This window comes from Nocardia sp. bgisy118, from assembly GCF_057708605.1.
Genome location: NZ_JBYISM010000026.1, coordinates 1 through 26,033, shown reverse-complemented (window position 1 = coordinate 26,033; position 26,033 = coordinate 1). Strand labels below are relative to the sequence as shown.

Sequence of the window (26,033 nt, the reverse complement as noted above, 5' to 3'; positions counted from 1 at the left end):
TTGTCGCTCGGGTGTCGTGGAGTCGGCGTGGCTGACCTGTCGGTAGAGCTGCCGAGCGTCGCCGGATTCACCGTGGATCTCGTGGAGCTGGGAACCTGCTCGGCCTCGAATGCCTCGCGCTTGCTGCCGGGACTAGCTCTGCCTACGGGGTCCACGGGGCTGCTCGCGACACTCGCGCCATCTGTGGAAAAGTTTCGCAGTGCGGTCGCCGCGGCCCTCGAGGCCGAAGCGACCGCCATCGGTGACCTTGGTACGAATTTGTCCACCGTGGCGACTCGATTCGGGTCGACCGACGAAGCGATTGCGACGGCGATCTCCGCGGCATCGAACGATTTGGGTGGTGTGGGTACATCGTGGGCCGTCGGCGCGGGTCAAGGTGTCAGCCGTTTCGGCGGACTGCAACTTCCCAGTCTTCCAGCGGTACCGGAGAACCCATACACCGTCCGGCAGGTCGTCGAATCGGCGATCGGATTGGTCTCTGTCTACGACGAACGACTGAGCGCGGCGATCGGAGTCAAGCCGACAGTCGACCTACTTTCACCGTTGGCGGCGGACTGGGAATCGCTGCAAGCGATCGGCAAGCGGGATCGGCATGCTCGGAATCAACGACTATGTCACCTCGGAAAACCTCATCAACGGCACCAAGTGGTTGCAGGGCAGTTGGTCGGGGGATGCCGCACAGTCGTTCGGGGTGAGCTCGAACAATCTGGGGCAATCGGCCAGCGCCAGGAGCCTCGATCTCGATGCGGTGTCCAAGATTCTCGAGAATGGTGGCGCCTACATCGAACGTTTGGTTTACAACCAAGCGGCGGACCTGTGCGAAAAGATCCTGCAGCCGATGACCTTTCTTGGCGCAACCTTTCCGCTCGGCGGGTGGGCGTCACATATCAACGAACCGATCAGTGAAGCGATCAGAGCGGAGATCGTCGCAGCCCTTGACGCGCTCGAGACATCAGCTGTCTCGCGCCAGCAGCAGATTCAGACGATGATCGACAAGCTCTCTTCGACATTGGACTATGCGCCGGGGCGGACGATACCGTCCTTCAACCCCAGTGAATTCGATATTCCGGAGAAGGTCACCGTAGATTTGGGTGCTCGGAGGTTTGGATACGGTGACAATATGTGGTGGGAGGATCGCGTTGATTCTGTATTCTGACGGCGCTGTCGGCTGCTGTGCGGGGCGTCCGTGGAATTGGCGGGCGGCGTAGATGGCGATCGAATTGCCCGGGATGCCGCCCACGCCGCCGCCTGATCCGGGTCAAGGCGCGCACGGTTCGCAGCCGCTGTACAGCCGGTATGATGATTTGAAGTTCTTCGACACCATGATCTACGCGACCGCCGCAGCCGATGCCGCAGGACTGACCAACGCCGCCGACCATTTGGAACACTATCTCGCGAATACAGGCACAACCCTAACGTTGGATCCTGACCGGATCATGCATGATGATCCGGGGTTGAAGATTCTGTTCGACAGATCCGTAACCTTGCGAGTTTCCGACATCGCGAAGCGTATCGGCGGTATCACGACAGAACAGTTCATCACGGCATCTTTCCAGCTGGAGTGGACAGAGTATACGTTCGCCGACCGAGACTGGTATCTGGCGATCGGCTCGGTAGAAACGACTGTATGCGGAGCGGTCAGAATCGAGAAATTGACCGGTGAAAGTGCACCGTATCGCATCGAGCTCGACTATCAATGCCACCTGTACGATCGATACAATTGGGACGGCGGCAAGACAACCGATATCGGTGGATTCACGTGGACCGATCGTGAGCTCGGCGCCCTGCATACCGCGGGACTGGCGAAGGAATTCGATATGATCGGCTCGTCTACGGTCAAACGCTACGTGGGAGATCTGCCACCGGTGGGCGATCTGAACCTGCCCGCGCCGAGTGGAACAGGGACTCCGCGATGACATCTAACCCAGCCGGTGAACGGGATACCAGGCGAGGCCGGTGGCGGGTGTGGGCAGCGTGGGCGCTGGCGCTGTGCCTGCTGGTTTTGCTCGGGCTGTACGGGTGCGGTCGCGCGGTCGACCACGCCGTCGATCGGATGATGGTGCCCGATGTCGAGGAGTCGACCAGCCCGGAATTATTGCGGGAGGCAACCGAATACGGCGGGTGGGTCCTGCCGGCGAACGCTGAGGTGCTGCTGGTCAGGCGCGAAATCATTCGGGACCGAAAATATCAGATCGCGGTGGAAACTTCCCCCGCCGACCTCGCCCTGATGCTGGAGCAATCCCGGTTCCCCGATGTGCTCAGCCATCGCGATCCGCCTTACCTCCAGAAGACGATCGCCGGGCCACCGCTGGAATCGTCGCCTCGGGTGGAGCGAGGCCAAGAAGCGTGGTTCACCTCGTCGGCGGGAAAGGTGATGATTCGCGAAGTCACTGTCGATGTGCGGGACGAGAACCTTCGGGTCGTCCACATAGAATTTCGCGGCGTCTAGCCTCACCCATTCATGCATCTCCGGCGCTTCGCGTCGGCGATGAGCGAAAGATGCTCTGACCTAGGATAATTCGACGTTCTGAGGATTGCGTTTTCGCTGGTCAAGGGCACCTTCCCGGCGGGGAGGTTCGGGTCGTGGTACCCGTCGCTGGCAGTTGACGCCGGACCAACGCCGCCGCCGATCACAAGCAGGTCCTGGCCGCCGCGCTGGTTTCGCTGCCGTCGCAACCGAAATGCCGGGTCGGGCGGAAGGTGTTGGTGAGCAACGACGCCAGCGGTGACTCCAACGAGTTCGTGGCCTACTGTCACGCCCAATCGGTGCAGTGCTCGCTCGGCTTCACCCTGGTCGAGGCCAAGCGAGTAGTGAAAATCAAATCCGAACCCCATCACGCCGGGGGCGGGCCCGACGAAGGTCGAGGCTAATCGGCTCGAAGTCGACCGACCGGTACTGAAAAGCACTGCTGCGCAGTGTATTTAGGCGCGAAATTCGCGGTGCTGGTGTTCTGTTGGATGTACTCTTTGGCGGGCTTCAGGTCAGCTCTGATGAAGGGAGTGTCTGATGATCGGGCGTGAACATGATCGGCCCGGCTGTGAGCGACGATGAAATGAAGGGCCTCACTTGTGGGCGCGGGTTGGGCAGATCGTCGCGGCCAAGATCATTGCGGACTGGCTGTTCACCCGGCTGCACCGGTATTTCGATCTATCAGTGACGACGCAGTGGCGATCTCGTCCTGGGTGGCGTGCTTGACCGGGTCTGACCGCGGTGTCGTGTGGTCGGCTGAACTTGTCGGTGGGGTGGTGCACGATGCGAGCGCAAGGGCAGCGTCCTTCTTCGTAATGAGCTCTGTGGAGAGCGATTTGAAAGGGGTGGGTATGAGTCTGGTTGTCCAGGTGTGGGGTCCGGGTGCGTTGTTTACGCGGCCGGGGTTGTCGGCTGAGCGGTTGACCTATTCGGTGATGACGCCGACCGCGGCTATTGGTGTGTTGACCGCGATCTATTGGAAGCCGGAGTTCGTGTACCGGGTTAGTCGGATCGAGGTGTTGAAACCGGTGAAGACGTTCGCGCTGCGTCGTAACGAGACCTCGGATCTGGTGTCGCTGTCGGAGGCGGCGTCGGGTTCGCGAACTGTCGACACGGTCGCGCATCGGGTACAGCGGAATGCGGTGTGTTTGAGGGATGTCGCGTATCGAATCCATGCGCAGATCGATCCTCTTCCGCATGCGGACAAGCAGGTTGCTGCGTATCAGGCTCAGCTACGGCGCCGTGTGAGTAAGGGCCAGTGCTTCAGCCAGCCGTTCCTGGGCACACGGGAGTTCCCGGCGGCGTTTTCCGACCCTGATGATGCCGCGCCGATTGCGATGTCGGCTGATCTGGGAGTGATGTTGCACAGCATCGACTACTCGGCCACGCCGAGGCGCTCGAGCTGGTTCCATGCGCGCCTGGACCACGGTGTGCTGCAGGTTCCTCGCCGCGGTATCGACGCGGACGAGCTCGGGGTGATCTGAATGCTGTTGGAGCGGTTGACCGCCTACGCACGCGAGCATTCCGAAGGAGTGCCGGGGTTTCATCGTGAACGAGAGTGCCGGTGGAAGCTGGACGTGCGCACCGGCCGCGATGGAGTGTTCACCGCCGCACTGATACCGACCCCGGACCCGGACCGGCCCAAGCGCGGCATTGTGCATCTGGTGCCGTCGTCGACCCGAACAGTGGGGGTTTCCCCGAATCTGGGCGCTGATGACATCCAGTACGTACTGGGGTGGCCGGATGAGGACAGCAATCCAGCGCGGGTCGCGCAATGTCACGTGGCGTTCGTCGGATTGATCGAGCAGTGGGCGGCAACGGTTTCCGTCGAGGTCGATCGGATGCCGCATGTGCTGATGCAGGTGTATCGGTCCGGTGTCCTCGGTTCTCTGGTTCGTCCGGACGGGGTGCGTGCCAAGGACGGGGTGGTGATCGCCGTGGACGGCCGCTACGTCCACGAAAGCCCCAGCGTCGCGCAGTTCTGGTGCGAGCAGGTCGGCCAACGCAAGGGCAGCGGCCGGGTCGGGTTGTGCATGATCTGCGGACAGGAATCGGCGCTGGCCAACACCATCCCGGCGAAAGTCCCTGGATCGCTGGTGCCTGGGGCCAGCAACGACGCGGCTTTGGTCAGCGTCAACGAGCGGGTGTTCGGCTACGACCTGTCCGAACAACTCACCCATATTCCGGTCTGCTTGGGCTGTGCTGATGACCTCATGGCTGGGTTGACCTCGATCCTGTCGTCTCGGCACAGCGTCACCTTCCCTGGCCAGAACACCCGGTTGGCGTGGTGGGTGAGCGGCACCGACGAACTCGACCACCTCGACCTCGTATTAGACCCAAACCCGGACGAGGTCGAGCAATTGTTCGCGGCGGTGCACCGGGGACAGCCCGCACAGCGGTTACAGGGCCGGTTCTGCTGGCTCGCGGTGGGCGGCAACGTCGCTCGGATCATGGTCCGTGAGTTCATCGACATCGCACTAGCGACCCGTGAAGGCGACGAGGTCAGTCACGACTCCAACGTCCTGGCCTGGTTCGCCGACCACAAGAACACCCCGCGCCATGATGCGCCGTACTCCCTGGCGAACGGTATCGAAATCCCCGCTGGCAGATGGATACACGGTGTGCCGGGCCTCGCCGCGGCACTTGGTCGGTGGGACAGCAAAGCAAACGGGTACCGGCCATTCGGCGCGAAGAATGCCGACCGACCCGACGACGTCGTTCATCAGCTACTGCAAGTCGCAGTCCTCGCTCGCCCAGTGCCGATGTCGTTGCGCGCTCACCTGATCCATCGTGTGCGCAACGACGGTCGCATCGATGACAGGCGCGCGGCACTGGCTCGACTGGCATTGATTCGACATAGCTACCCGGACAAGGAGATCAGGATCCCGATGTCGCTGGATGAGACCTGTACAGAACCCGCCTACGTCGCGGGACGATTGTTCGCCGCCTTGGAGGCGACCCAACGCGCCGCGCATCGGCCGACACCGAAATCGTCGGTGCCGCAGGAAGCCACGCTCGCTGACAGCGACGTGCGACGGGAAGTGAATTCCACCTTCGGTGACCGATTCCTGCGGCGGGCGATCGACACCCCGCGCCCAGTTCTCGTCCAAGGGCGCAAACAAGCCACCGCGTGGATTACCAAACTGCGTCGCCGCAGCAGCGGCGCGGGGTACGCACACATTCAACAGCTGACCGCACTGTATGAGCTGCTCGACCATCACGGCGGTGCGCCGGTGCGCAACACCCTGCGCCAGCAGGAACAGTTCATCCTCGGCTACCACCACCAGCTCGCGCACCAAATCGCTGCTGCCCGTGCCAACGGCACGGCCCGCGGCAGCGACGAGCAGAAGTGACCACCACCCCTTCCCAGACAGGACCACGATCAATGACAACCGCGAACCTCCCGGCGCACCTCGACCCGACCGTCCGCCACGACATGGTCTTCCTGTTCGACGTCACCGACGGCAACCCCAACGGAGACCCCGACGCCGGCAACCAGCCCCGCACCGACATCTACACAGGACACGGCTTGGTCACCGACGTCGCGATCAAACGGAAGTTCCGCGACACCCTCGCCCTGGCCGCCGCAGGACACCCGCGCTACGGCATCTTCGTCGAGGCGGGGCATGCGCTCAACACCCGGTTGGTCGAATCGTTGTCGGCGACCGGTGTCGAACGTGACAAGGACACCAAGAAAGGTGGCAAGACCAAAGCGAAACTGACACCCGAACAAGCACAAGCTGCCAGGGCGTGGCTGTGCGACCGCTACGCCGACATCCGGTTGTTCGGCGCGGTGCTTTCCACCGGCGAAACCAACGCCCTTGGTGCGATCCGCGGGCCTCTGCAGTTCGGGATGGCCCGTTCGATCGATCCGATCACCCCCACAGAGCACGCCATCACTCGCGTCACCCAAACTCGCCAGGAAGACATCGACGACGGCGAGCGCACCGAAATGGGCTCGAAGTGGACGGTGCCGTATGCCCTGTACCGGGTCGAGATCAGCTACTCGGCTGCCCGCGGTGCCCAGACCGGTGTCGACACCAAGGACTTCGAACTGCTGTATCAGGTGATGGAGATGATGTTCGACCACGACGCCTCCGCCGCCCGCGGCCGCATGACCGCCCGAGGACTGCATGTCTTCAGCCACGACAACACCTTCGGCAACGCCCCAGCCCAGAAACTCGTCGAACGCATTAGGGCGGTGCCTGCGGGGGATGCAGAGGAAGAGCGCAGCCCTCGATGCTTCGGCGACTACGACGTGACGGTCGATACCAACGACCTTCCCGCGGGCATCACCTATCACCAGGTCTTCAACTGACATGCTTGCCGAGTCCGCTGCCGAGGATCGGTGGAGCGTGCCGATCTCAGCTCTGGAGCATCACGCCTACTGTCCTCGGCAAGCGGTACTCATCTGGCAGGAATCGTATTTCGAATCCAACGTCGACACCGTTCGCGGGGATCTAGCCCACGAAGCAGTCGATCGAGGCGGTGTGCTCACCGGACGGCATGGGGCGCGGATCTGGCGGTCGCTGCCTGTGCACAGCCAGCGTTTGGGGATCCACGGAATCTGCGACACCGTGCATTGGACCGCCGAAGGGCCTGTACCCGTCGAACACAAGTCAGGGACCTACCGACCGGGTGGTCCTGCTGATCTCCAAGTCGCCGCACAGGTTCTATGCCTGCGGGAAATGTTCGGCGACAGTGTGCCCCACGGAGAGATATTCGCTGGCCGGGACCGAAAACACCACATCGTCCTCGTCGATGACGAGATGGAATGCGCAGTACGGTCCGCTGTCGATGACCTTCGTCGGGCGGTTCTCGAGGGCACCGTGCCCAAGCCGGTCAACGATCGGCGCTGCCTTCGTTGCTCACTGCGCCCTGGCTGCATTCCAGAAACACGCCCTCAGAGCGCGGTCGATCTCTTCACTCCGCGAGACTCGGGAGACTGTCCATGAGCGAAGTCTTGAAGACCCTGTACGTCACTACAGCAGGGACCAGTCTTCACCTCGACGGCGACGCTCTGCGGGTATATCACCCGGACCGTCCAGGACGACACCTCCTCCCGTTGGTCAGGCTCGATGAGATCGTCGTGTTCAACGGTGTCACCGTCACCGACGACCTGATGCACCGGTGCGCAGCCGACGGCCGAGGCGTGACGTGGCTGACCCGCAACGGCAGATTCCTCGCACGGGTGTCCGGACCCGTCAGCGGAAATCCACACCTGCGCATCGCGCAAGTCCGCGCGCACGACAACCCGACCGCACGCCTCGAACTGTCCAAAGCGATGGTGGCCGGCAAGCTTCACAACTATCGCCAACTCCTGCTGCGCAGCGCCCGCGATCTTTCCGGGCAACGCCACACCACCCTGCGTGATATCGCAGACCGCCACGCAACCGCACTGACCTTGCTCCGCGACGCGGAGACGCTGGATGAAACCCGTGGCATCGAAGGCCGGGCAGCCCGCGACTATTTCCAATCCATGCCGGCCCTGGCGCCTTCGGCGCAACCAGGCCGGAATCGGCGCCCACCCACCGACCCGCTGAACTGCCTGCTGTCCTTCGGGTACGGCATGCTCCGCACCGCGGTCCACGGTGCCCTCGAACCGTTGGGCTGGACCCGTATATCGGCTACCTGCACGGCATCCGTCCCGCCAAACCCGCACTGGCCCTGGACATGATGGAAGAGCTACGACCGTTGCTGGTCGACCGGCTCGTCCTCACCCTCACAAACCGAGGGCAAATCAAATCGACCTACACCGAGACCCTGCCGGGTGGACAAGTTCAGCTGACCGACACCGGACGTAAGTACTTCCTCGAGCAATGGTCGCTCGCGCGTGAACGCAACTGGCGCCACTGCTATCTCGATCGCGAAATGCCAGCCGCGGCAATACCTCTCGTACAGGCGCGGCTGCTCGCACGTCACCTGCGCGGCGACACCGACAGCTACATACCCTGGACGGTGTCCTGATGGAACTGCTCATCACATACGACGTCGAAACCATTACCCCCGAAGGTGCCGCAAGGCTGCGCAAGGTTGCCCGAATATGCGAAGGCTACGGCCACCGAGTGCAGAAATCGGTCTTCGAAGTCACATGTACACCCGTGACGCGGCTTCGGCTCGAAGCTGCGCTCGACGCCGCGGTCGACCGCAGCCGAGATAGCATTCGCATCTATCAACTCGATCAAGGCACCTTCGCCAACGCCCGGCACCGCGGTGCGTCCGTGAACCCTCCCCACGATGGGCCACTGGTCCTGTAAGCGGTGTCGAGTCGCTTCGGAACCCCAGGCGCGACCAAATTCCCTGGAAGGTTCTGCAGTACCGACCTGGGCGAACAGACACCCAACAACGACGCATCACACACCAAAACTGGAGCGTGCGAACAACACTGCAGGCCATCCAGGGCAGCGCCGAGCCTCCGGGCTCGGCGAGAATCTCAACTCACCGGCGACCCGGCGGCATCACCCCGGCCGCAGCAGCGCCGAGCCTCCGGGCTCGGCGAGAATCTCAACGACCCCCAAGGCGTCGCCGAAGAGGAAAACGGGCAGCGCCGAGCCTCCGGGCTCGGCGAGAATCTCAACGGCGCCACGCGCGGCGACGCCGCGATCGGGGTTGGGGCAGCGCCGAGCCTCCGGGCTCGGCGAGAATCTCAACATCCCCCGCTGGCCTCACACGATCATCGCCAAGCAGCGCCGAGCCTCCGGGCTCGGCGAGAATCTCAACGTCCAAGAGTCGGCGCGCACGCTGATCAGCGGCGTTCGCGCAGCGCCGAGCCTCCGGGCTCGGCGAGAATCTCAACTCCCAGTCGTGGATGGGTTTGGGCGCCAACGACGAGCAGCGCCGAGCCTCCGGGCTCGGCGAGAATCTCAACCCCCTGATGGCCGCTCCCGCACACGATCCGGATCAGGCAGCGCCGAGCCTCCGGGCTCGGCGAGAATCTCAACCTGCCGGGGTCGCTGTGGTCGCTCTCGCCGAACGCCGCAGCGCCGAGCCTCCGGGCTCGGCGAGAATCTCAACGCGATTGCGTAGATGCGCACAGCCAGGACCGTACTGCAGCGCCGAGCCTCCGGGCTCGGCGAGAATCTCAACCGGTGCCGCGCTGTCGGTCTCACCGAGCAGGACATCGGCAGCGCCGAGCCTCCGGGCTCGGCGAGAATCTCAACTCCTGCGCGTGTGCGGCATCCCATTCGGCGGCCAGTGCAGCGCCGAGCCTCCGGGCTCGGCGAGAATCTCAACGCTAAGCGCCCACCGATGACCGGCCCGGAGCGTACGCAGCGCCGAGCCTCCGGGCTCGGCGAGAATCTCAACGACCATCACGGCGGGTGCCAGGCGCACGGCTATCTGGCAGCGCCGAGCCTCCGGGCTCGGCGAGAATCTCAACCAGTGGGATCGCGACGCCGCCGATGTGTTCGCCGCGGGCAGCGCCGAGCCTCCGGGCTCGGCGAGAATCTCAACACCATCGCCGCAATCGTTCTGGCGATAGCCACCGCGCAGCGCCGAGCCTCCGGGCTCGGCGAGAATCTCAACTCCAGGATTCGGTAGATGGTGCTGCGGCCGATGTCGGCAGCGCCGAGCCTCCGGGCTCGGCGAGAATCTCAACGATTGCGTGACCTTCTGGGCCGAACCGGAGAAGTGCAAGCAGCGCCGAGCCTCCGGGCTCGGCGAGAATCTCAACGTGTTCGCCGATGGCATGTACGGCGCGGCATGGTCGGGCAGCGCCGAGCCTCCGGGCTCGGCGAGAATCTCAACGACCGTCCCCGCGACCCGTATGCCTACCTCGCTTACGCAGCGCCGAGCCTTCGGGCTCGGCGAGAATCTCAACTCCACATCGCGTCGATCCACCAGCGGCTGCATCACGCAGCAGCGAGTCTCTGGGCTCGGCAAGGATGTCAAAGCCGGGCATCAGCCCAGCTACGGCGTCGACGAAGCCTGGCTGGACCTCTCGGCGGGCCGAGCACGATCTGTCCGTGCTGACTCTGTCGACCTGCATTCGCGTTGCGCCTCTGGGTGCTAGCGAACGTGCCTGTACGTTTCCGCGGCGCATTGCACAATTCGAGCGCGAGCGCGTTTATGGTGATGCGGCTTATATTTTCGTGATCCCCGTGGTTATCCCCGATGGAGCGATTGGCGGTTGTTGGTCGACGCCGGAAAGGGGGTGGGGTTCGCCGGTGATCGCGACGAGTGCTTCGACCACCTCGGGCAGTCCGGCTTTGACGTAGGTGAGTGTGGATCCGGATCCAGAGCCGCTGCCGGGGGCGGTGTGGCCAGCGTAGGCCCGCGCGACGGCGATGCCGAACTCGCGTTCTACGAAGGTGAGGGTGGTGTGGCGGAACCAGTGCGCGGTTATTTGGAGTGTGGCGGCCCAGGGAAGGTGGGTGCGGAGACGTTGATGGAGGGTGTCGTAGCGGCGGCGGCCCATGGCGCGGCCGTTGCGGTAGCGGAACACGCGATCGGTTCGGGTTGTGCCGCCTCGCTGGTGGATGTGTTGGAGGAGGTGGCGCATCAAGGTTGGTGAGATCGGCTGCCATCGGAGGGTGCCTCCCTTCTCCTGGAGCCTGACAAGGCAGTGCTCGATGTTCAGGTCGGCTATCCGTAGGCCTGCCCTGAGTTGCTGCTCGTACCAGCGGCGCGACTTGCGCAGTGTGCGGGGGCCCACCGAAACCGGGTAGGTCGGCTCATGCGGTGGGCGCATAGATTCCGCCCGCTGCTGTCCGATCGGCACCTTGTTGTCGGCCACGGCGCGCTCCGGCGGCATCCTGCTGTTCATGGTGGCGGTACTGCAGGTGGCAGGTCCGTGCCGAGTCTGGCGATGGGGGAGGGGTGCGGACCAGCGGTCGATAGAGCCTCGTTGGGCGCAATGTTCATGTCGCACGAACCATTTCAAGACCCGCCATGGTTGCCGCTTCGTCTAATTTCTTCGATTTTCGTTTTGCTGGTTGGCAAATCCGAGTGATGGTGATTGGGGAAGATGCACAACCTCAGTGACGGGGCATCTGCGTTGCCTGCTGCTGTGTGCCATCAGTTTGCTACGGACTACTTTCATTCCGAGTTCGATGGTCACGGTGGGTTGACGCTCGCTGTCGCGGACTCTGTGTAGCTCTCACGGCGAGTCCTCAGGCTATCGGCGTGTCGTGCTGGCGTGTCGCGAGGATGGCAAGGGGTGTTGCAGCGGAGGGCCGGAGTAGGGCTTGCGGATGACGGTGACGAGCAAGACGTGCTCGGTTTGCGTGACATTGGAGATGCTGAGGCTGTAGGACGCCGGCTCGTCGGTTGCAGGGTCGAGTAGGTGTAGCAGATCGCTGGTGTTGCGGCCGTAGGCGACGCGGATACTAGAAGTCCACAACCGGACGAATTCCGGGTTCTGTCCCAGGATCTGCATGAAGTGCCGGGCTTGCTCGGAGTCGCGGTAGCGGCCGAGGATGGTCTTGTGGGAGGCGACGGTGTGGGTGGCCTCACCGAGCCAGTCGAGGAAGAGGGTCTTGCCTCGCGGGCTGAACAGCCAGGCGGGGACCAGTTGCTCGGACTCGCTCAGCACTGCTGTCGCTGCTCCGAAGGAATCGTTGCAGGCCAGCAGGTTCCACACGGGGTGGGTGACCAGCTCGAACCCGCACGGACGGATCGAGGAGTCCTCCTTCAGATACCCGGCCTTGCCGAGGTCGTCGACGGCGGTGTCGACCGCCTCGGTGAAAACGCCACGCGGGATCTTGATTTCCAGTTCCAACCCCAGAAACAGCGGGCCCTCACCGTGGAAGCGGGGAGTGGGTTTGTAGCTCCAGTCGTGCACCCGGGAGTGGCTCGGGTTGTGGTTGTCGCCGCAGGACTCGCAGTAGGTCTCTTCCCGCGGGACGAGGGTGTAGCAGTCGGCGCACTCGCGGTAATCCTCTTGGCAGTTGTCGCAGACCCGGCCGCGGCTGTCGACGGCGTAGGTATCGGTGGCGCGGTTCCCGCAGTCGGCGCAGCTGTCGTAGTTGTCGCCGCACTGCTCGCAGGCGTCTCCGCCGCCGACGATCGCGGTGGCCTCGCGGGTGTAGCGGTCGCAGTCGGTGCAGCGCTGCCAGCCGATCAGGCATTGACTGCACAGGTAAGTCTCGTGAACGGTCACCCGCGGTTCGCGGGTGTGTGCGGCGCATTCGTCGCAGCGGGGCACCTCGGCCGCGCAGTCGGAGCACAACTTCTCGCCCTCGACCGTGGACACCGCTGTCGCGGCGGTGATGGGATGGGAGCAGTCCTCGCACAGCGGGTCGGCCAACGTGGAGGCGGGCATGAGCGATCACGACCTTCCGGTGGGAGAAATGGAAAGAACCCCGCATCCAGCCGTGGAAGCTGGGTGCGGGGTTCTCGGATCAGAGATGAATCAGCAGCTAGGCGTGGAGGAGTGAGGCTGTGCTGTGGTGGAGCTGTGCCGGGTGAGCGCGACCAAATGGCCACGGCGCTTGGTTCGCACGCCGGTGTCGGCGGGGCGTGGCGGCTGGCATTGGCAGTCGGGGAAGGCGATCTCACAGGTGAAGCACCAGCCGCAGTCGCCGCAGTAGCGGCTGGTGCGATGTGAATCGAGGTGCCAGCAGTGCCCACACATGTACTGCCAGCGGGTCGGCCAGCGTCGGGCCGGTGGCAGGTAGCTGGTGTTGGAGTACCAGATTCCGTTTTCCCAGGTCCCGGCCTGCTGCCCGAACACATACGCCTGGTGGCGGTAGGTGGGGTCGGCGGTGAGGATGACTAGCTTGCTCGATCCCAGCCATGAGGCCAGTCCGCGTGCGCCGCGGTGGGTGTCGATCGACCCGAACGGTTGACCCGGTAGGTAGTCCTCGGCGGCGATGCGGGTGTCCGACCGCGGATCGTAAGCGCCGGGGTGGACGCGTTTGGGCAAGGTTCCGTTGTGCGCCAACACCGTCCGCGGATCCCCGCCGAGCCGGAAAGGGTGGCAGTTGTCGATATCGCGGATGCCTTTGGTGGCGTAGCGGGAATGGAACAACGCCGGCCCATCGGGATAGCGGGCCCGCACCTCGGCGAACTCCTCGATCACCGGTCCGGCGTCCATCCCGTGACCGACGATGACGCCGCGTCCGGCGATCACCGCGTAGCCGTGCCCATGCGGGTTCGCCGTCGCCCCATACGCCAGCGCGACCGGGTCCGGGCCAATGGCAGGCGGGAAGTAGGTCAGCAGGCACATGCCAGGTCCTCCATTTCCACGGCCAGCGGCTGGTAGTCGGGCTGGCGTGCGACCCAGGAGGCGAAGGCCGACCACTCCCACGCCCCTGCCCGCACATCCGCGACCCGCAGAGCGCGGGTGTAGTCGATCGAGGCGGTGGTGAACGCCAGGGCGGCCTGCACGCACTGGGCCTCCAGCGAGCTGGCGAATACCCGCAGCTCCAACGTCTTTCGCGGGTAGGGGTTGATCGCCTGATAGCGCTCGAGCCCGAGTGCGTGCTGGTGGCTTTTGGCGGTCTCGCGCGCCTTGGCGCGTGCGATCCGGTCGAACGGCGCGTAGTGCGAACGCCGCCGCGCCAGGATGGTGACCGCGGATTCATTGCGATACAACAACTTCAGCCAGCGGTAGATGTGGGCCGGGGAGTCGAACCCGTCGCGGCTGGCGTGCACATGCAACCCGACAGTCTGGTCGGTCTCGCAACCCAAATCCCACAACGCGTCGAGCAAGGCCCACGGGAAGTGATCGATCGCGTGCCGATACGACATCGGGTGGGTGACCAGCTCGAATCCCTGCGGCTGGATGGAGGAGTCCTGCTTGAGATAGCCGAGGTCTCCGAGATGATCGGCGGCCACGGCGACGCACTTGCTGTAGCGGTAATCCGGGACGATGACCTCGAGCTCCATGCCCAGATACAGCGGCCCGTCCCCGTGGAAGATCGGGTCGGGTTTGTAGCTGTAGTTCCACACCCACGCCCGCCGCCCGCACGGCTCACACACCCGCCCCGCGCGCAACAAAGTGCCGCAGTCCGGGCAGGAGTCGTAGAGTGCCGCGCAGCGGGTGCAGGCTCGCGCCCCGCCGGAGACATACCGGCTCGCGGCGCTGTAGCGCTCGCAGGAAACGCACAGGTCGAAAAACACCGTCGCACAACGCGAACACACCGGATCACCGGTGTCCGTGCGCACATGCGGGTCGGTCAACTCCCGGCACGACACGCACCCCACCCACCCGCGGGTGCAGGACCGACACAGCTGGCGATCGTCGGCGACCACGGCGAGGCTGCGAACCGTCGCATGGCAGCGCTCACACTCCGGCAGCGCAACGAAGCAGCTCTCGCAGACCAGCCGACTGGAATCCTCGTCGAGCTGGTACCAGCCGCTGGCCTCGCGGCGCCAACACACCGCACACGGCGGATCCGTGGCCAGAATGGGATGAGGCATAACAGCACACCTTCCAGAAATCGAAAGAACGCCAGCCCGGAGCTGACGCTCCGAGCTGGCGTTCACAGGACGGGACAAAATGAGCGACTATCGGTGGGCGGGTCTCGACGGGTCGTCGTGGACCAGGCTCACGCCACCGCAGGTATCGCAGTAGCCACCACTGTGTGGGCGGCATCCTTGAGCGCGAGCAGCCGATCCTCGGCGTGGCCGTACCAGCGCGTTTCGAACCCCTTGCGGGCCTTGGGCATCACCGAATCCGGGGCCGCGACAAAGAACTCCTTCAACCACCCTCGGAAGTCGCATCAGCCGGAAGAAACAGGTGGAAGGTGAACGCGGTGAAGTGGGCCGTCCCGCGTTCGACGTTTCCGACGAATCCTGTTGGTTTACAGGGGCTTTGACGTGCGGGCTTGACGCCACATCATGCCGGGGCGACGACGGACGAGACGGACCGACCGAACCGATTGACACAAAACGACTTACGCTGATTATCGGATTTCAACTGTACAAGTCCAGACCGTCCAGGTCGCCCAGTGAGTCAGGGCTTTCTGCCCACTGATCTAGCTGATCGACGCGGACAAGCTGGGCAGGGCCGGAAATCGCTTCGCACTACGTCGTGACTGCGTCATCCTCGCCGGATGCCAATCCTGGAGCCGAGTGTGGCACTAGCGACGTTGGAGACCGCGCTGCGTGAGTTGATGGGCTTCGTTAATCGCCGACGGCATGGGCCGGACTGGCTCGAGGTGGTCACATCCGAGAAGCAGCGTGCGTTTTGTGCAGCCCGCGCCGAGACGGAGCAGGTTCGGACTCAGCGCGGTTTGCGCAGACATCCGCCGAGTACGGTGCGCTGCGCACCGACGCCGCGCCGGCGAGCGACCAGCTGTCGGTCCGATCGACGCGGCTCGCTCTCACCGACTCCTACCGGTGAAGTAGCTGTGTTCCTCGGCGTCGTCGGGAACGTCGAGAGTCCATCCGCTCTCGCACGGCCGCAGATAGCCGTGCCTGCGAAGTGACTCCGCACCGTCGAGCACCCCCTGCTCGCTGTCCTCGCTGTGCCTGGGTAACTCGAGCAGGTACGCGATCGGTTCTTCCCAGGTGATCTCCAGCGGGGGCTGCGCCATCAGCAGTTGCGCGTAGGCGACTGTGGCGTGGGCGTCCAACCGTGAGTCGAAGATCATCGCGTTCGGGAGGAAACTGGTCCCGTCGGCGTTGAATCCCGCGCGATTCCCGGGGCCGGGCACGACCGCGCTCGAGGGGAGTGGGCGGCCGCGGCGAATGATGATCGGCTCGTCCTCGCCAAGCCGATCGTCGTCCTGGACCAACCTCATCAGGTCGTGGCGGGGCGTCTGTGCCCGCGTGGGCTTCGGCCGCTTCTTTCGCCTCTTCGATGTGGGCACGATCTCCATCTTCGAGCAATACAGTCGTACTCGAACTCCGTCCACTACAGCGCCTGTCGGCGCCGAAGCGTTGCGGCTCCGGTGATCCCCTCACCGACAGGGTGTGCCCGCACGATCTCGGCGGGACGATCGAGCAGGTTACCGGCCGCCGCCTCGGCGCCGCGGGCATGGCCCGATCGGTGTGTCGTTACCTCGGTTGTGCCGGTCGGCAAGCGGCGGTCCGGGTGCGAGCGCCGACGATCCGATAGCCGCCTTGGCTCCTTCCCTGACGACGATCACGCGGGTCGCCTGATCAGCCCCGTCGACCTCTATCCTCTGGAACCGTTGTGGAGCACCATGTCGGGAAGATGCGACGAGGGTCGGATCACACGCGCGTTCCCGTGTGGTCGAGGCACGGTCGGCTCGCGGCGCCCCAACAACGCGGTGGGCAGCCGCCCGGCCGATGCACGGTCAGGTACAGGACTGAGCAGATCCGGCCCTGGGCGCCACCGCGAAATCGACGGCATCGCGCGGCAGCAGCAACCCGCTGAACACCGCCGTCGCGATGACCGTTTCGCCGGGGCGGGTCAGCGAGAGTGGGCATGGGACCGCCCTTTCTCTGCATCAGGGGGAGCGAGCGTGAGCTCGACAGCATTCGTCAACGGATTAACGTGCTGGAACGGCGGGGATGGATGCCAGCAATCTGTGTGGCCGATTACGTTGTGGCGGCTCGACTTCCGGGCCGTGCAGTGAGTCGACGGGCCCATCGTCCGGCGGTGGTTTTGCGCTAGGCTGGATTGCGGGAGAATCAGGCAGACGGGCCCCGGAAACCTGGAGTTCGCAATGCCCACATCACGTCCGAAGCGACCGGCCCGAACACCGCGGCGTCCGGAAGTCCGTGCCCGCTTGGAGCGTTCACGTGAGCGGGTCCGAGCTCGCCGCCAGCGAACTCGGCAACGCGAGCAACTCATCACCGCGGCGGTCAAGCAGTACATCGCCGCCTGGGAAGCCATCACCGTCTGCGAAACCGCCCGCGACCACGAGATCGACGATTTGCGTGAGCAGATCGCTCGTGTGCAAGAGCGGGCGGGAGAACAGATCGCCGCGCACCGCGCGCAGCAAGCGCTCGCCGCGGCAGCGATCCGTGATCAAGGCCAAACCGACGACGACGTGGCCGAGTTGCTGGAGATCAGCGCCAAGCAAGCCCGCCAACTCATCACCGCCGCACGCGCCGACACCGACACTCACAGCGGGGCTAGCCCAGAAGTAAACCGGGCTGGCTCAGTGCCCCAGGTGCCGACACGCCCGACGGCCACCGAGGCGTCGCCGTCGCCAGGCACAGGGCCGCAGCACAGCGGTGAGGGCGTTGCCGATGCCGGGCGGACAGACCTCTAGTCGGAGGTTTCGGATCCGGCGGACTGATCGGTGGCGGGCACGAGGTGCGCCACACGGATCGACCAGGGATAGATCCCCGGTCGCGGCTCGCCGACGGCCTCAATCAGCGCCCTGTCAGGGTCTCCGTCGACGGCCGATCTCGAGAACACGAAACACGCTCACCCCGCCGTGGCCGATCCGGACGAAGTCACCGCTGTTGAACTCCACGGGTCGTGACCCTAGCCGCAGGGACCGACAGGTCGGTATTTTCTCGAGATACGCTGACACTTGTGTCCGTGCCCGCGCCGACGTTCTGGTCCTCGGTGCCTACGACCGGACCGGTTGCCTCGTTTATATCGGGAATGTCGGCACCGGCTTCAGTGCGGCGGTCCGCGTGCTCTGCGTCGCCGCCTGACCGAATTGGCGGTCACCGAGTCGCCCTTCGATCGATCCCCGCCGCGAGAACGTGCCGTCGGGGTGCACTGGGTGCGACCGCGACTTGTTGGAACCGTCGAATACCGCGAATACGTCGGGGCCCTACGTCATCCCAGCTGGCGTGGACTGCGTATCGAGATCGATCCCGTCACCGTTGGCTTGCCCGGCTAGGCATTCGTGGGTGGGTGAGGTGTTGGCCTTTGACGTCAGGCGTTGTTGTATCCACCGGCGGTCCAGACGAACCAGCGAAACTGCGGTGGTGCGAACGGCTGCCTCGCCGGAATTCCCGGGGCAGGCGAGTAGGGCCAGTACGCAACACCACAGCGATGGCAATAGAACCCTGCCTGCCACACGGCATGAGCGTGGGGACGACCACGCCGGATCTTGGCGTTGCGCAGATCGCGACGGATCACCGTGCCCATGACGATCAATCCTGGGGTGGCGAAGACGCCAACGAAGCAGATTGCCACAACCGCCGCAGTCCAACGGCTCGCTTCGGCGTCGTCGACCATCACCGAACCAACCGCGGGAAACAGCGCCAGCAGTGCGGGGATCAGCAGCAACAGTCCCAGGATCGTTAGTCGTCCACTCGGCTGCTCAGCGGGCCCTCGCGCGAGGCTGCGGGCGAGTTCGGTGGCATGGGTGTGTTCGACAGTGGAGGTGCCGACCACTGGGACGAACCCAGTGGTGGTTATGCCGACTCCGGTGTACTGGCTGGTGCCGTAGCTCGTAGACACCCCGTCGGCATGCAGCGCGGGCACGCTCTGAACGAGGTCGATCTGGCCGCAGTGCGGGCAGGTGATATCGAGGTCCATGCGGGTGTTCCCCTCCCGCGCCGCATAAGGGTGGCGCGCGTGCGGTGCTGGTACCTGCAACGAAAGCTCTGCACGATATACAACACCGTCCATCAACTGCTGTCGAGAGACAGTTGCGTTCGGGCACATCGGTTGCTCCTCTCGGATGTACTGCGGTAGATGGGATGCAGGAGATCCGCTGAAACCGGTGTAAGCGGTCGATGCGCCTTGGGGGCAGTCACGGTTTGCCCAATTGGAACAGGCCTCTGGATGGGCTGGTCTCGATTCAAGGTCACGCTGGCGCGTTCAAATGCGTTGGCACGTTGTCGTGGGACCTCGGTTTTGGGTTCGTCGTTCGACGGCCCGCGAGATCGGCCCATCCTTCTGAAGTTCCTAGCCGATCATCGCTACGTCGCGAGAGCAGTCAGTAGCTCCTGGGGCACCGTTGCGCGCCGCCGTCCTCCGCTGCCGTACAGCCAACTATCCCTCCACACGCTGCGCTGGCGGCGTGTCTCGCCGACTTGTTCAAGAGGCCCTCGTTCCGCTATGAACATGAAAGATCCCGGATGAGACGCACGCTCATCCGGGATCCGCATCAAGCGGCCCAGGTGGATGGGGCGTGCTCGGCGCTATAGTCCGCGGGTGGGGCGAGGGGATGTTGCTCGCCGGCGAGCCAGGAGAGCGCTTGGGCGACTTCTTCGATGTCGGCTCTCGTGTAGGTTCCCGTGGCTCCGTGGCCGGGGTTGTCGGCATGGCCTGCATAGGCTTTGGCGACCGATAGGCCGAAGTTGCGTTCGACCCACTTCAGCGTTGTGTGTCGCAGCCAGTGCGTGCTGATGCCGAGGATGTCGGCGGCGGGAATCTCGGTGCGGATCCGTTTCCAGAGCCCGTCGTAGCAGCCGATGGTGATCGGATGGCCGTTGCGATATCGCAGTAGTCGTTGGCTGGCGTCGCCGCTGATGGGGCGACCGTTACGTGCGCGGGTCGGAGTGTCGTCGGGGCTCGGTCGACGTTGGCTGTCGAGGCGCTGTAGGGCGCTCATCAGGGTGGGGGAGACGGGCTGCCAGCGTTCTGTTCCACCTTTCTCTCGCAGGCGAATCGAGCATTCGGTGGTGTCTAGTGCCTTGTCCGGGAAGGTTGATGCGTTAATCGCCGGGGTGGCGGGTTGAACCGGAGGCCTTGACCGGCGATGCTGCCGGTGGAGGTGATGCCGGTGGCTCGCAAGCCGGATGTGTTCGGCAGAGCGGTGACCCCGGAGGAGGGTCGCAAGCTGGCCCAGATCGCCCGGCGTAGCAAGGTGCCGGTGCGGATGCGGCGGGCGGTGGTGGTGATGGCCTCGGCCCAGCATCAACCGGTCGGGGCGATCGCGAAGTTGATGCAGGTCTCGGAAGCTTATGTGCGGCAAGTGATTCACGGCTTCAACGCGCATGGATTCGAGGCGCTGGACCCAAAATGGAGCGGGGGCAGGCCGGCGAAGACCGATCAAGCGACGCGTGATCGGATCTGTCAGATCGCCCGGTGCTGCCCCCGTGACCTGGGGTGGCCGTTTGCGACGTGGAGTCTGTCCAAACTGCGGGATGTGCTGCGGGCCAACGGGATCGCTGACATCAGCAAAGAGACGCTGCGGCAGATCCTCAAAGCCTGCGGGGTGTCGTGGCAGGCCACCAAGACCTGGAAGGCCAGCAACGACCCGGAATTCACCGAGAAGATGGCCCGCCTGCTCGATCTCTATGACAACCCGCCCGCCGATGGGCGCGTGCTCTGCGTGGACGAGTTCGGGCCCTTGAACCTGCAACCGCGTCCCGGCCGCGGCTGGTTTACTCGCCGCAAGCCGAAACGGTTGCGCGCCACCTACCATCGCACCCAGGGCGTGCGGCACATGTTCGGCGCTCTCGATTTGGCCACCGGTCAGTTGTACTACCGCATCCGGGACCGGAAACGCTGGACGGAGTTCCTGGCCTTCCTCAAAACCCTTCGCGCACGTTCGCCGGGCGAGAAACTGTATCTGATCTGCGACAACTACTCGGTTCACAAGCGCCGTGAGGTCCGCGATTGGTGCGCGGACAACGCGATCGAGTTGGTGTTCCTGCCAACGTATTCGTCGTGGTTGAACCGCATCGAGTGCGAGTTCGCCGCGCTGCGGTACTTCGCGCTCAACGGCACCGACCACCGCAGCCACGGCGAACAAGACGACGCGATCGGCGACTACATCCGCTGGCGCAACCAGCACGCCGGACCCGTCCGAGACTTCGCCGTCGGGTCGAAGATCCGGCAGCCGGATTACCTACCGAAGGTTGCTTGACGAGGCACTAGTGTGTCGCGCCGGAAATGTGCCCTCTAAGTTGTTAGCCTGTTTGTGTGTCGCATCGTGGGCCGTCCGCTGTTGAGATCGTTGTGTCCGATGCTGAGCGTGTGGAGCTTGCGCGCATGGCGGAATCGCCGGATCGGCGTGAGGCGCAACGGGCTCGGATCGTGCTGGCGTGTGCTGAGGGTATGTCGAATGCGGGTGCCGCGCGGCTTGTCGGTGTCTCGACGGGGTCGGCGGCGAGATGGCGCGGGCAGTTCGCTGCCGAGGGTCTGGCGGGGCTGGCTGATCGTGATCGCGGTGGGCGTCCGGTGGCCGAGATCGTGTTGAGCGGCGATGAGCGTGAGACGTTGCAGCGGTGGGCGCGTCGATCCAAGTCGTCGCAGGCGCTCGCGGAGCGCTGCCGGATCGTCTTGGGTTGCGCGGCAGGGAAATCCAATCAGGATGTGGCAGCCGAGTTGAGTATCACGGCCCAGACGGTAGGTAAGTGGCGGAGGCGTTTCGCGCAGAAACGTCTCGAGGGGTTGTCCGACGAGCCGCGTCCGGGACGACCCCCGTCGATCCTGCTGGACAAGGTCGAAGAAGTCCTCACGATGACCCTGGAACACAAGCCGGTGGGCGCGACGCATTGGTCGCGGACCTCGATGGCCAAACGAAGTGGCTTGTCGCCGTCGACGATCGGTCGGATCTGGAGCAAGTTCGAGCTGAAACCGCATGTGGCCGACGGCTTCAAACTCTCGACCGATCCGTTGTTCGTGGACAAGGTCGTCGATGTGGTCGGGCTGTATCACAATCCGCCGGAGAAGGCGGTCGTGCTGTGTGTGGACGAGAAGTCGGGGATCCAGGCACTGGACCGCTCCCAACCGGTGCTGCCGATGATGCCCGGCATGCCCGAGCGATACTCCCACGACTACGTCCGCCACGGTGTGACCAGCCTGTTCGCGGCGTTCGATATCGCCGACGGAGCCGTGATCTCCAAGCTGTACTCCCGCCGCCGCGCAGCCGAGTTCAAGAAATTCCTCATCGCGATCGACAAGGCCGTGCCCGCGGAACTGGACGTGCACCTGGTCTGCGACAACCTCTCGACTCACAAGACACCGACGATCAACGCCTGGCTGGCCCGCCATCCTCGCTTCCATATGCATTTCACCCCGACCGGCTCCTCGTGGCTCAACCAGGTCGAGCGCTGGTTCGGATTCCTCACCGACCAACTCCTGCGCCGCGGAGTCCACAAAAGTGTTGCGGCACTGGACAAAGACATCACAGCCTGGATCGAGCAATGGAACGCCGACCCGAAACCATTCGTCTGGCACAAGACCGCGGAGGAGATCCTCGAATCACTCGCCAAATATCTTCAACGCATTTCCGGCGCGACACACTAGGTCCTGTGGCCGCAAGGCCAGCGCGCCGCCGCGTCGGCATGCGGTTTCGATGTGCAAGCGGATCAGTACGTGATGAAGCTCAGGGTCGGGTCCTTCGGCGGCGACGCGGTAGATCTCGGTGAGCAGGGTAGTGGGCAAGGCTCGGCGGTTGGGACGCGGTGGTGCGCTGCGGTCGAGTTCGGTGGTGGGGTTACTTGCGGCGTCGATGAGCTGGTCGCGGACCGCGTGCCGGTACAGGCAACGCAGTGCATCGACGGCAGCACGCGCAACCCCTTTTCCTCCGCGGTCGCTGCGCCGGATTGCTCGCTGCTGACGAATCTGGTTGACCAGTCCGGCGAGTTCGCTGGTCGTGGGTTCGTCGAGACGCCGGTCCGGCCATAGGGTGGCGATCTTGTTCCAGTAGGAGCGGTAGTTGTCGCGGGTGCGGGTCGGGGGCATTGCGGCGTATACGCGTGGTGCGTATTCGGCGAAGGTCGGTACGACCACCGTGGGCACTGATGCGGTGGCCATCAGATCATCTGTGGTGACGTTCAAGCGTTCGAGAATCGCTGCAGCGGCGGCGATGTCGGCTTTCGATGCGCGCGATCGTGTGCTCGTCATTCGGCGCTCCTTCCTGCCGTCGAGTGCGATCGCAACAGGTTTTCCAGCACGACGGCGGGATAGACCGCCAGTTCCGTGGTGTCCGTCTCGGCGAACAGCGCCACTCGATCCCTTGCGATAAGTCCTAGACGACAGCGCGCCTGGGCTGGCAGCCACAGCCGACTTTCTGTCAGGCGGATCCGGGAAGCTGTCGACGGAACGATCACGATTCGGTCTGAAGCGAACCGCCAATCCAGTGCTGTCTCGGCGTCCCAACCCAGCACCGCCAGGACGTGTTGTGCCACCAATCGGCCCCGGACATCGATCGATCGAATCTCCAGCGCGGCAGTCTGAGGACGCGTGGGCGTGGAGTGGGATCTAACGAGCGGAAGGGGAAGGGGTGAGCGCGCCGTCGGGGCACTCTGCCGAGGGTTTGCCGAAGGTGGCACCAGCGATCGAAAAGCCCCCTTACGCATGCTCTTCCGCCTCTCTGAACAGCGCCGTCGAGGTCACGAAGGCGCAGGACTGGTCAGCAGAACGCCGCAAGAACGCAACAGATGCAGCAAAGAGAACGCAATATTGTGTTCTTGCATCTGTAAGGATTCCGGGGAACCTCGTTGTGGCCCCAATGCCATGACCGCGCACCTCGAGCAGATAGCCGAACGCGGTGGAAGGACCGGACATGCGCGCTTGAGATCGTACGCCCTGCGGCCGCGTTGGCCGGGCGCGAGCGTGCAAACCAACAGAGCGATCGCGCCACCTGTGGTCAGCGCCGTCGGTCGTTTGCGTGTGCAACTGGTGCCGGGAGCCCGTGCCCGCCAGGCAACGCTGCTCAATGCGCGCCCGCCGGTCGAACACCACGACCATCTACACGGGTGGCGCGGCCTCGCGCCACCGAGCTCGCCGCCAGGACGACCTTGCGCTCGTGGTACAGGATCGCGAGCCGCCGATGCCCGTGTTGGCGCGGACGATCCACGAAGACCCAGCCGCCAACTACGGGCCGTAGTAGACTTGGTCCGAGCGGCTTTGGGGCATCCTCAGTCTTCGTCGCGACGGCCGACGAAGGTGCGGAGGTGTGTGAACCGGAACCCGCCGCACCGGTACGGGCAGCGAACCTGGCCTATGTCATTGTGAGTAAGTGGATTTGCGTCCGGGCCCGTGACGATGCGGCGGCGGATGCCACGAAACCCGGCGGTGGTATCCGGGCAGGTGGATGCCGGTGTGACGGCTGCGATCCAGCGCGGCGCGGACGGCGATGGTTTGCCGGCGCCGAGCTTGCCGGTGACCATCCCGATGCTACGTTCGGCGATGCACCTGCCTATGCGGGCGACGGCCTCATCGTGGCTGGAAGCAGCAGTCGATGCCCCGTGGGTTTCGGTGGCGGCGCGGGCGTTTCAGGTTTGGCGGTGTGTTGAGTTTCGACCCGGGCGGTGAACAGCCGGTTCAGCTCGGTTGGATTTGTGACATGGTGGCGTCCGTGCTCACCTGTGGCGCCGGTGATTTCGACCAGGAATTGCTCGCGCACAGTTCTGAAGAATCGCTCGATCCTACCTCGGCCTTCCGGCCTGCCTGGCATCGAATACACCAGGTGGACAATGGGTTGCACGCAGGCTCACCACAACCAGTTGTCGACATATGTTGATCCGTCGTCCACGTATATGGCGCGGGCCGCAACGCGGCCGCAAGCCGCACGGTGTCCTCGGTATGCCCGATCGACAGGCGGGAGTGGTCGGTGCTTGTCTACGCGGCGGCCGGAGGGGTGGGGCAGGCGGCTGCGCGTCTCGTCCACCATTACGGTGCGCACATGATCGCTACGCGTCACCGACGAAGCACACCTCGCCAAGGCACTTGGCGCTGACGAGGTGCTGGACAGTGCATGTCCTACTCGGACCGAGGAGGTCATGCGCCCGCCCGGCGGGGTGGACTTGGTCTCGGGAAGCGGTGGGCCAGACCACGTTCGGAGTCGGACTGGTGGCCGCCAAGTCGTTCAGCGCGCGGATCGTGCCGATTCGGGCCACGCCGAACTCTCCACTCGTGATCTTGTTGTGTCGCAGCCGTAGCTCCACGGGTCGGCCTGCGCTACTGTAGGGCGAGCGGGTCACTGGAGATCGATTATGAATCGCAGTCCATCCGCCGACGGGGGCCTATCACGTTGTGATTCCAGGGCTTTCGGTGATGTTGCCCGGATTTGTGGAGTTTCAGATGCCTGATGAGGATGGCCTAGTCGGTGTATCACCGGTCCCGACCGAACCCGCCGAGGGCTGGCCCGGTACGGAACTCGGCGTCGGGCCGGTGCGCTGGCTCTCGGACCAGGCCGACACCAAAGCGCTGAAGCTTATCGTTCCCCGACGGTGCGCGCCCCCAGTTGGCCGATCAGCTCCCGGAGGCGTCGAACGGGGAGCCGGGACACGGGGCGCCAACAGGGCCAAGCTGGCTGCCGCAGCCATCGTCGAGCGGGCGGCGGCCCGTCGACCCGACTGGCAGTCCCGGACACCGGATCCGGTGTAGCCGGTGGTGCTCATCGACGCGACCTACGTCAAGATTCACAACGGCCAGATCGCCAACCGGTTCACCTATCTTGCCCCGGCCGCCGTGGCTGAGAGCGCCCGGGAGATCGCGGGCACGGCGGCCGGGGGCGGTGGCGAAGGCACTGAATCCTGCTTGAGGGTGCTCGCGGAGCTGAAGCACCAGATCATGACCAGCCTGTGTCCCACGGCTCGTGATGAGCCGGGTGGGGAGTTGCTGCCGTTCGAAGACTTGATGGACATCACCTGGTTGCGTCAATGCTGAGTGATGTGCAAGCGGCTGGCGGCTTGTACTGCCGCGTTTCGCTTTTGAGGGGCAGTCCATTGAATTTGCCTTGTGTTGAGTGCTTTGTTTCTGACTCTGGGGAGATTTTGTGATTGGCGAGGAGAAGTATCTTGATTACCTCAGGCGGGTAAGCGGCGATCTGCATGC

24 protein-coding genes, 3 pseudogenes and 1 CRISPR repeat array are annotated in these 26,033 nt (G+C 64.3%); of the genes and pseudogenes, 16 read left to right on the top strand and 11 right to left on the bottom strand.

Annotated features, from left to right (window positions below):
• The first annotated feature begins 592 nt into the window (after nucleotides 1–592).
• The 10 genes and pseudogenes from AC3EO7_RS27480 to cas2 all read left to right on the top strand — a co-directional run bounded on the left by AC3EO7_RS27480 (nucleotide 593) and on the right by cas2 (nucleotide 8,727).
• Nucleotides 593–1,156, top strand: a complete 564-nt coding sequence (locus AC3EO7_RS27480) for a hypothetical protein (protein ID WP_435592790.1) — start codon at nucleotides 593–595, stop codon at nucleotides 1,154–1,156.
• 52 nt (nucleotides 1,157–1,208) lie between these two features.
• Nucleotides 1,209–1,916, top strand: a complete 708-nt coding sequence (locus AC3EO7_RS27475) for a hypothetical protein (protein ID WP_435592789.1) — start codon at nucleotides 1,209–1,211, stop codon at nucleotides 1,914–1,916.
• A gap of 137 nt (nucleotides 1,917–2,053) precedes the next feature.
• Nucleotides 2,054–2,449 (top strand): hypothetical protein, encoded by a 396-nt coding sequence (locus AC3EO7_RS27470; protein WP_435592788.1) that lies wholly within the window; start codon nucleotides 2,054–2,056, stop codon nucleotides 2,447–2,449.
• A 257-nt stretch (nucleotides 2,450–2,706) separates the two neighbouring features.
• Nucleotides 2,707–2,871: a hypothetical protein gene (locus AC3EO7_RS27465; protein WP_435592787.1), complete on the top strand. Its 165-nt coding sequence runs from the start codon at nucleotides 2,707–2,709 to the stop codon at nucleotides 2,869–2,871.
• Nucleotides 2,872–3,321: 450 nt separating this feature from the next.
• Nucleotides 3,322–3,954 (top strand): type I-C CRISPR-associated protein Cas5c, encoded by a 633-nt coding sequence (gene cas5c / locus AC3EO7_RS27460; protein ID WP_435592786.1) that lies wholly within the window; start codon nucleotides 3,322–3,324, stop codon nucleotides 3,952–3,954.
• Nucleotides 3,955–5,823 (top strand): type I-C CRISPR-associated protein Cas8c/Csd1, encoded by a 1,869-nt coding sequence (locus AC3EO7_RS27455; RefSeq protein ID WP_435592785.1) that lies wholly within the window; start codon nucleotides 3,955–3,957, stop codon nucleotides 5,821–5,823. It begins immediately after the preceding gene.
• 32 nt (nucleotides 5,824–5,855) lie between these two features.
• Nucleotides 5,856–6,788: a type I-C CRISPR-associated protein Cas7/Csd2 gene (cas7c, locus tag AC3EO7_RS27450; RefSeq protein WP_435592784.1), complete on the top strand. Its 933-nt coding sequence runs from the start codon at nucleotides 5,856–5,858 to the stop codon at nucleotides 6,786–6,788.
• A 1-nt stretch (nucleotide 6,789) separates the two neighbouring features.
• Nucleotides 6,790–7,425, top strand: coding sequence for a CRISPR-associated protein Cas4 (gene cas4, locus AC3EO7_RS27445; protein ID WP_435592783.1), 636 nt, complete (start codon nucleotides 6,790–6,792; stop codon nucleotides 7,423–7,425).
• Nucleotides 7,422–8,437, top strand: a pseudogene (cas1c, locus tag AC3EO7_RS27440) (type I-C CRISPR-associated endonuclease Cas1c). The gene cas4 and the pseudogene cas1c overlap by 4 nt, the downstream one beginning before the upstream one ends.
• Entirely contained in the window at nucleotides 8,437–8,727 is a 291-nt protein-coding gene (cas2, locus tag AC3EO7_RS27435; protein ID WP_435592782.1) for a CRISPR-associated endonuclease Cas2, read from the top strand. The pseudogene cas1c and the gene cas2 overlap by 1 nt, the downstream one beginning before the upstream one ends.
• Before the next feature lie 144 nt (nucleotides 8,728–8,871).
• Nucleotides 8,872–10,289: a CRISPR direct-repeat array (repeat unit 37 nt; unit sequence GCAGCGCCGAGCCTCCGGGCTCGGCGAGAATCTCAAC).
• A 261-nt stretch (nucleotides 10,290–10,550) separates the two neighbouring features.
• Here the strand turns inward: cas2 and AC3EO7_RS27430 are convergent.
• The 6 genes from AC3EO7_RS27430 to AC3EO7_RS27405 form a co-directional block, all read right to left on the bottom strand.
• On the bottom strand, nucleotides 10,551–11,204 hold the full coding sequence (locus tag AC3EO7_RS27430; RefSeq protein ID WP_435592781.1) for a hypothetical protein: 654 nt from the start codon (nucleotides 11,202–11,204) through the stop codon (nucleotides 10,551–10,553).
• A gap of 381 nt (nucleotides 11,205–11,585) precedes the next feature.
• Complete coding sequence (locus AC3EO7_RS27425) at nucleotides 11,586–12,731, bottom strand: MmyB family transcriptional regulator (protein WP_435592780.1); 1,146 nt, start codon at nucleotides 12,729–12,731, stop codon at nucleotides 11,586–11,588.
• Nucleotides 12,732–12,821: 90 nt separating this feature from the next.
• Nucleotides 12,822–13,637, bottom strand: a complete 816-nt coding sequence (locus tag AC3EO7_RS27420) for a class II glutamine amidotransferase domain-containing protein (RefSeq protein WP_435592779.1) — start codon at nucleotides 13,635–13,637, stop codon at nucleotides 12,822–12,824.
• The gene (locus AC3EO7_RS27415) at nucleotides 13,625–14,833 is read right to left on the bottom strand and encodes a hypothetical protein (protein ID WP_435592778.1); all 1,209 of its coding nucleotides are present in this window, start codon (nucleotides 14,831–14,833) and stop codon (nucleotides 13,625–13,627) included. The genes AC3EO7_RS27420 and AC3EO7_RS27415 overlap by 13 nt, the downstream gene beginning before the upstream one ends.
• A gap of 128 nt (nucleotides 14,834–14,961) precedes the next feature.
• Nucleotides 14,962–15,117 carry a hypothetical protein gene (locus AC3EO7_RS27410; protein ID WP_435592777.1) on the bottom strand — a complete coding sequence of 52 codons (156 nt, stop codon included), beginning with the start codon at nucleotides 15,115–15,117 and terminating at the stop codon, nucleotides 14,962–14,964.
• Between the two features lie 621 nt (nucleotides 15,118–15,738).
• A complete protein-coding gene (locus tag AC3EO7_RS27405) occupies nucleotides 15,739–16,158 on the bottom strand; it encodes a hypothetical protein (RefSeq protein ID WP_435592776.1) in 420 nt (139 codons plus the stop codon).
• 954 nt (nucleotides 16,159–17,112) lie between these two features.
• Between AC3EO7_RS27405 and AC3EO7_RS27400 the strand changes: the two genes are divergently transcribed.
• Both AC3EO7_RS27400 and AC3EO7_RS27395 read left to right on the top strand, forming a co-directional pair.
• Complete coding sequence (locus tag AC3EO7_RS27400) at nucleotides 17,113–17,601, top strand: hypothetical protein (protein ID WP_488186289.1); 489 nt, start codon at nucleotides 17,113–17,115, stop codon at nucleotides 17,599–17,601.
• Between the two features lie 267 nt (nucleotides 17,602–17,868).
• Nucleotides 17,869–18,186 carry an ATP dependent DNA ligase gene (locus AC3EO7_RS27395; RefSeq protein ID WP_435592774.1) on the top strand — a complete coding sequence of 106 codons (318 nt, stop codon included), beginning with the start codon at nucleotides 17,869–17,871 and terminating at the stop codon, nucleotides 18,184–18,186.
• A 35-nt stretch (nucleotides 18,187–18,221) separates the two neighbouring features.
• Here AC3EO7_RS27395 and AC3EO7_RS27390 read toward each other — a convergent pair whose 3' ends face one another.
• Nucleotides 18,222–18,830: a hypothetical protein gene (locus AC3EO7_RS27390; RefSeq protein ID WP_435592773.1), complete on the bottom strand. Its 609-nt coding sequence runs from the start codon at nucleotides 18,828–18,830 to the stop codon at nucleotides 18,222–18,224.
• 574 nt (nucleotides 18,831–19,404) lie between these two features.
• A complete protein-coding gene (locus AC3EO7_RS27385) occupies nucleotides 19,405–19,851 on the bottom strand; it encodes a hypothetical protein (RefSeq protein WP_435592772.1) in 447 nt (148 codons plus the stop codon).
• A gap of 288 nt (nucleotides 19,852–20,139) precedes the next feature.
• Between AC3EO7_RS27385 and AC3EO7_RS27380 the strand changes: the two genes are divergently transcribed.
• Nucleotides 20,140–21,111 (top strand): IS630 family transposase, encoded by a 972-nt coding sequence (locus tag AC3EO7_RS27380; RefSeq protein ID WP_488186291.1) that lies wholly within the window; start codon nucleotides 20,140–20,142, stop codon nucleotides 21,109–21,111.
• 56 nt (nucleotides 21,112–21,167) lie between these two features.
• Nucleotides 21,168–22,496, top strand: coding sequence for an IS630 family transposase (locus AC3EO7_RS27375; RefSeq protein WP_435592770.1), 1,329 nt, complete (start codon nucleotides 21,168–21,170; stop codon nucleotides 22,494–22,496).
• Here AC3EO7_RS27375 and AC3EO7_RS27370 read toward each other — a convergent pair.
• The 3 genes and pseudogenes from AC3EO7_RS27370 to AC3EO7_RS27360 all read right to left on the bottom strand — a co-directional run.
• Nucleotides 22,452–23,096 (bottom strand): hypothetical protein, encoded by a 645-nt coding sequence (locus AC3EO7_RS27370; protein WP_435592769.1) that lies wholly within the window; start codon nucleotides 23,094–23,096, stop codon nucleotides 22,452–22,454. The genes AC3EO7_RS27375 and AC3EO7_RS27370 overlap by 45 nt on opposite strands.
• Nucleotides 23,097–24,202: 1,106 nt before the next feature.
• Nucleotides 24,203–24,424 (bottom strand): annotated as a pseudogene (locus tag AC3EO7_RS27365) (ExeA family protein); the annotation flags it as partial.
• Nucleotides 24,425–24,462: 38 nt separating this feature from the next.
• Nucleotides 24,463–24,806 (bottom strand): annotated as a pseudogene (locus AC3EO7_RS27360) (DDE-type integrase/transposase/recombinase); the annotation flags it as partial.
• A gap of 780 nt (nucleotides 24,807–25,586) precedes the next feature.
• Between AC3EO7_RS27360 and AC3EO7_RS27355 the strand changes: the two are divergent.
• Both AC3EO7_RS27355 and AC3EO7_RS27350 read left to right on the top strand, forming a co-directional pair.
• Nucleotides 25,587–25,865: a transposase gene (locus AC3EO7_RS27355; RefSeq protein WP_435592768.1), complete on the top strand. Its 279-nt coding sequence runs from the start codon at nucleotides 25,587–25,589 to the stop codon at nucleotides 25,863–25,865.
• Between the two features lie 109 nt (nucleotides 25,866–25,974).
• Nucleotides 25,975–26,033 (top strand): polyketide synthase docking domain-containing protein (locus AC3EO7_RS27350; RefSeq protein WP_435592859.1); only part of this gene is annotated, 59 nt, incomplete at its 3' end.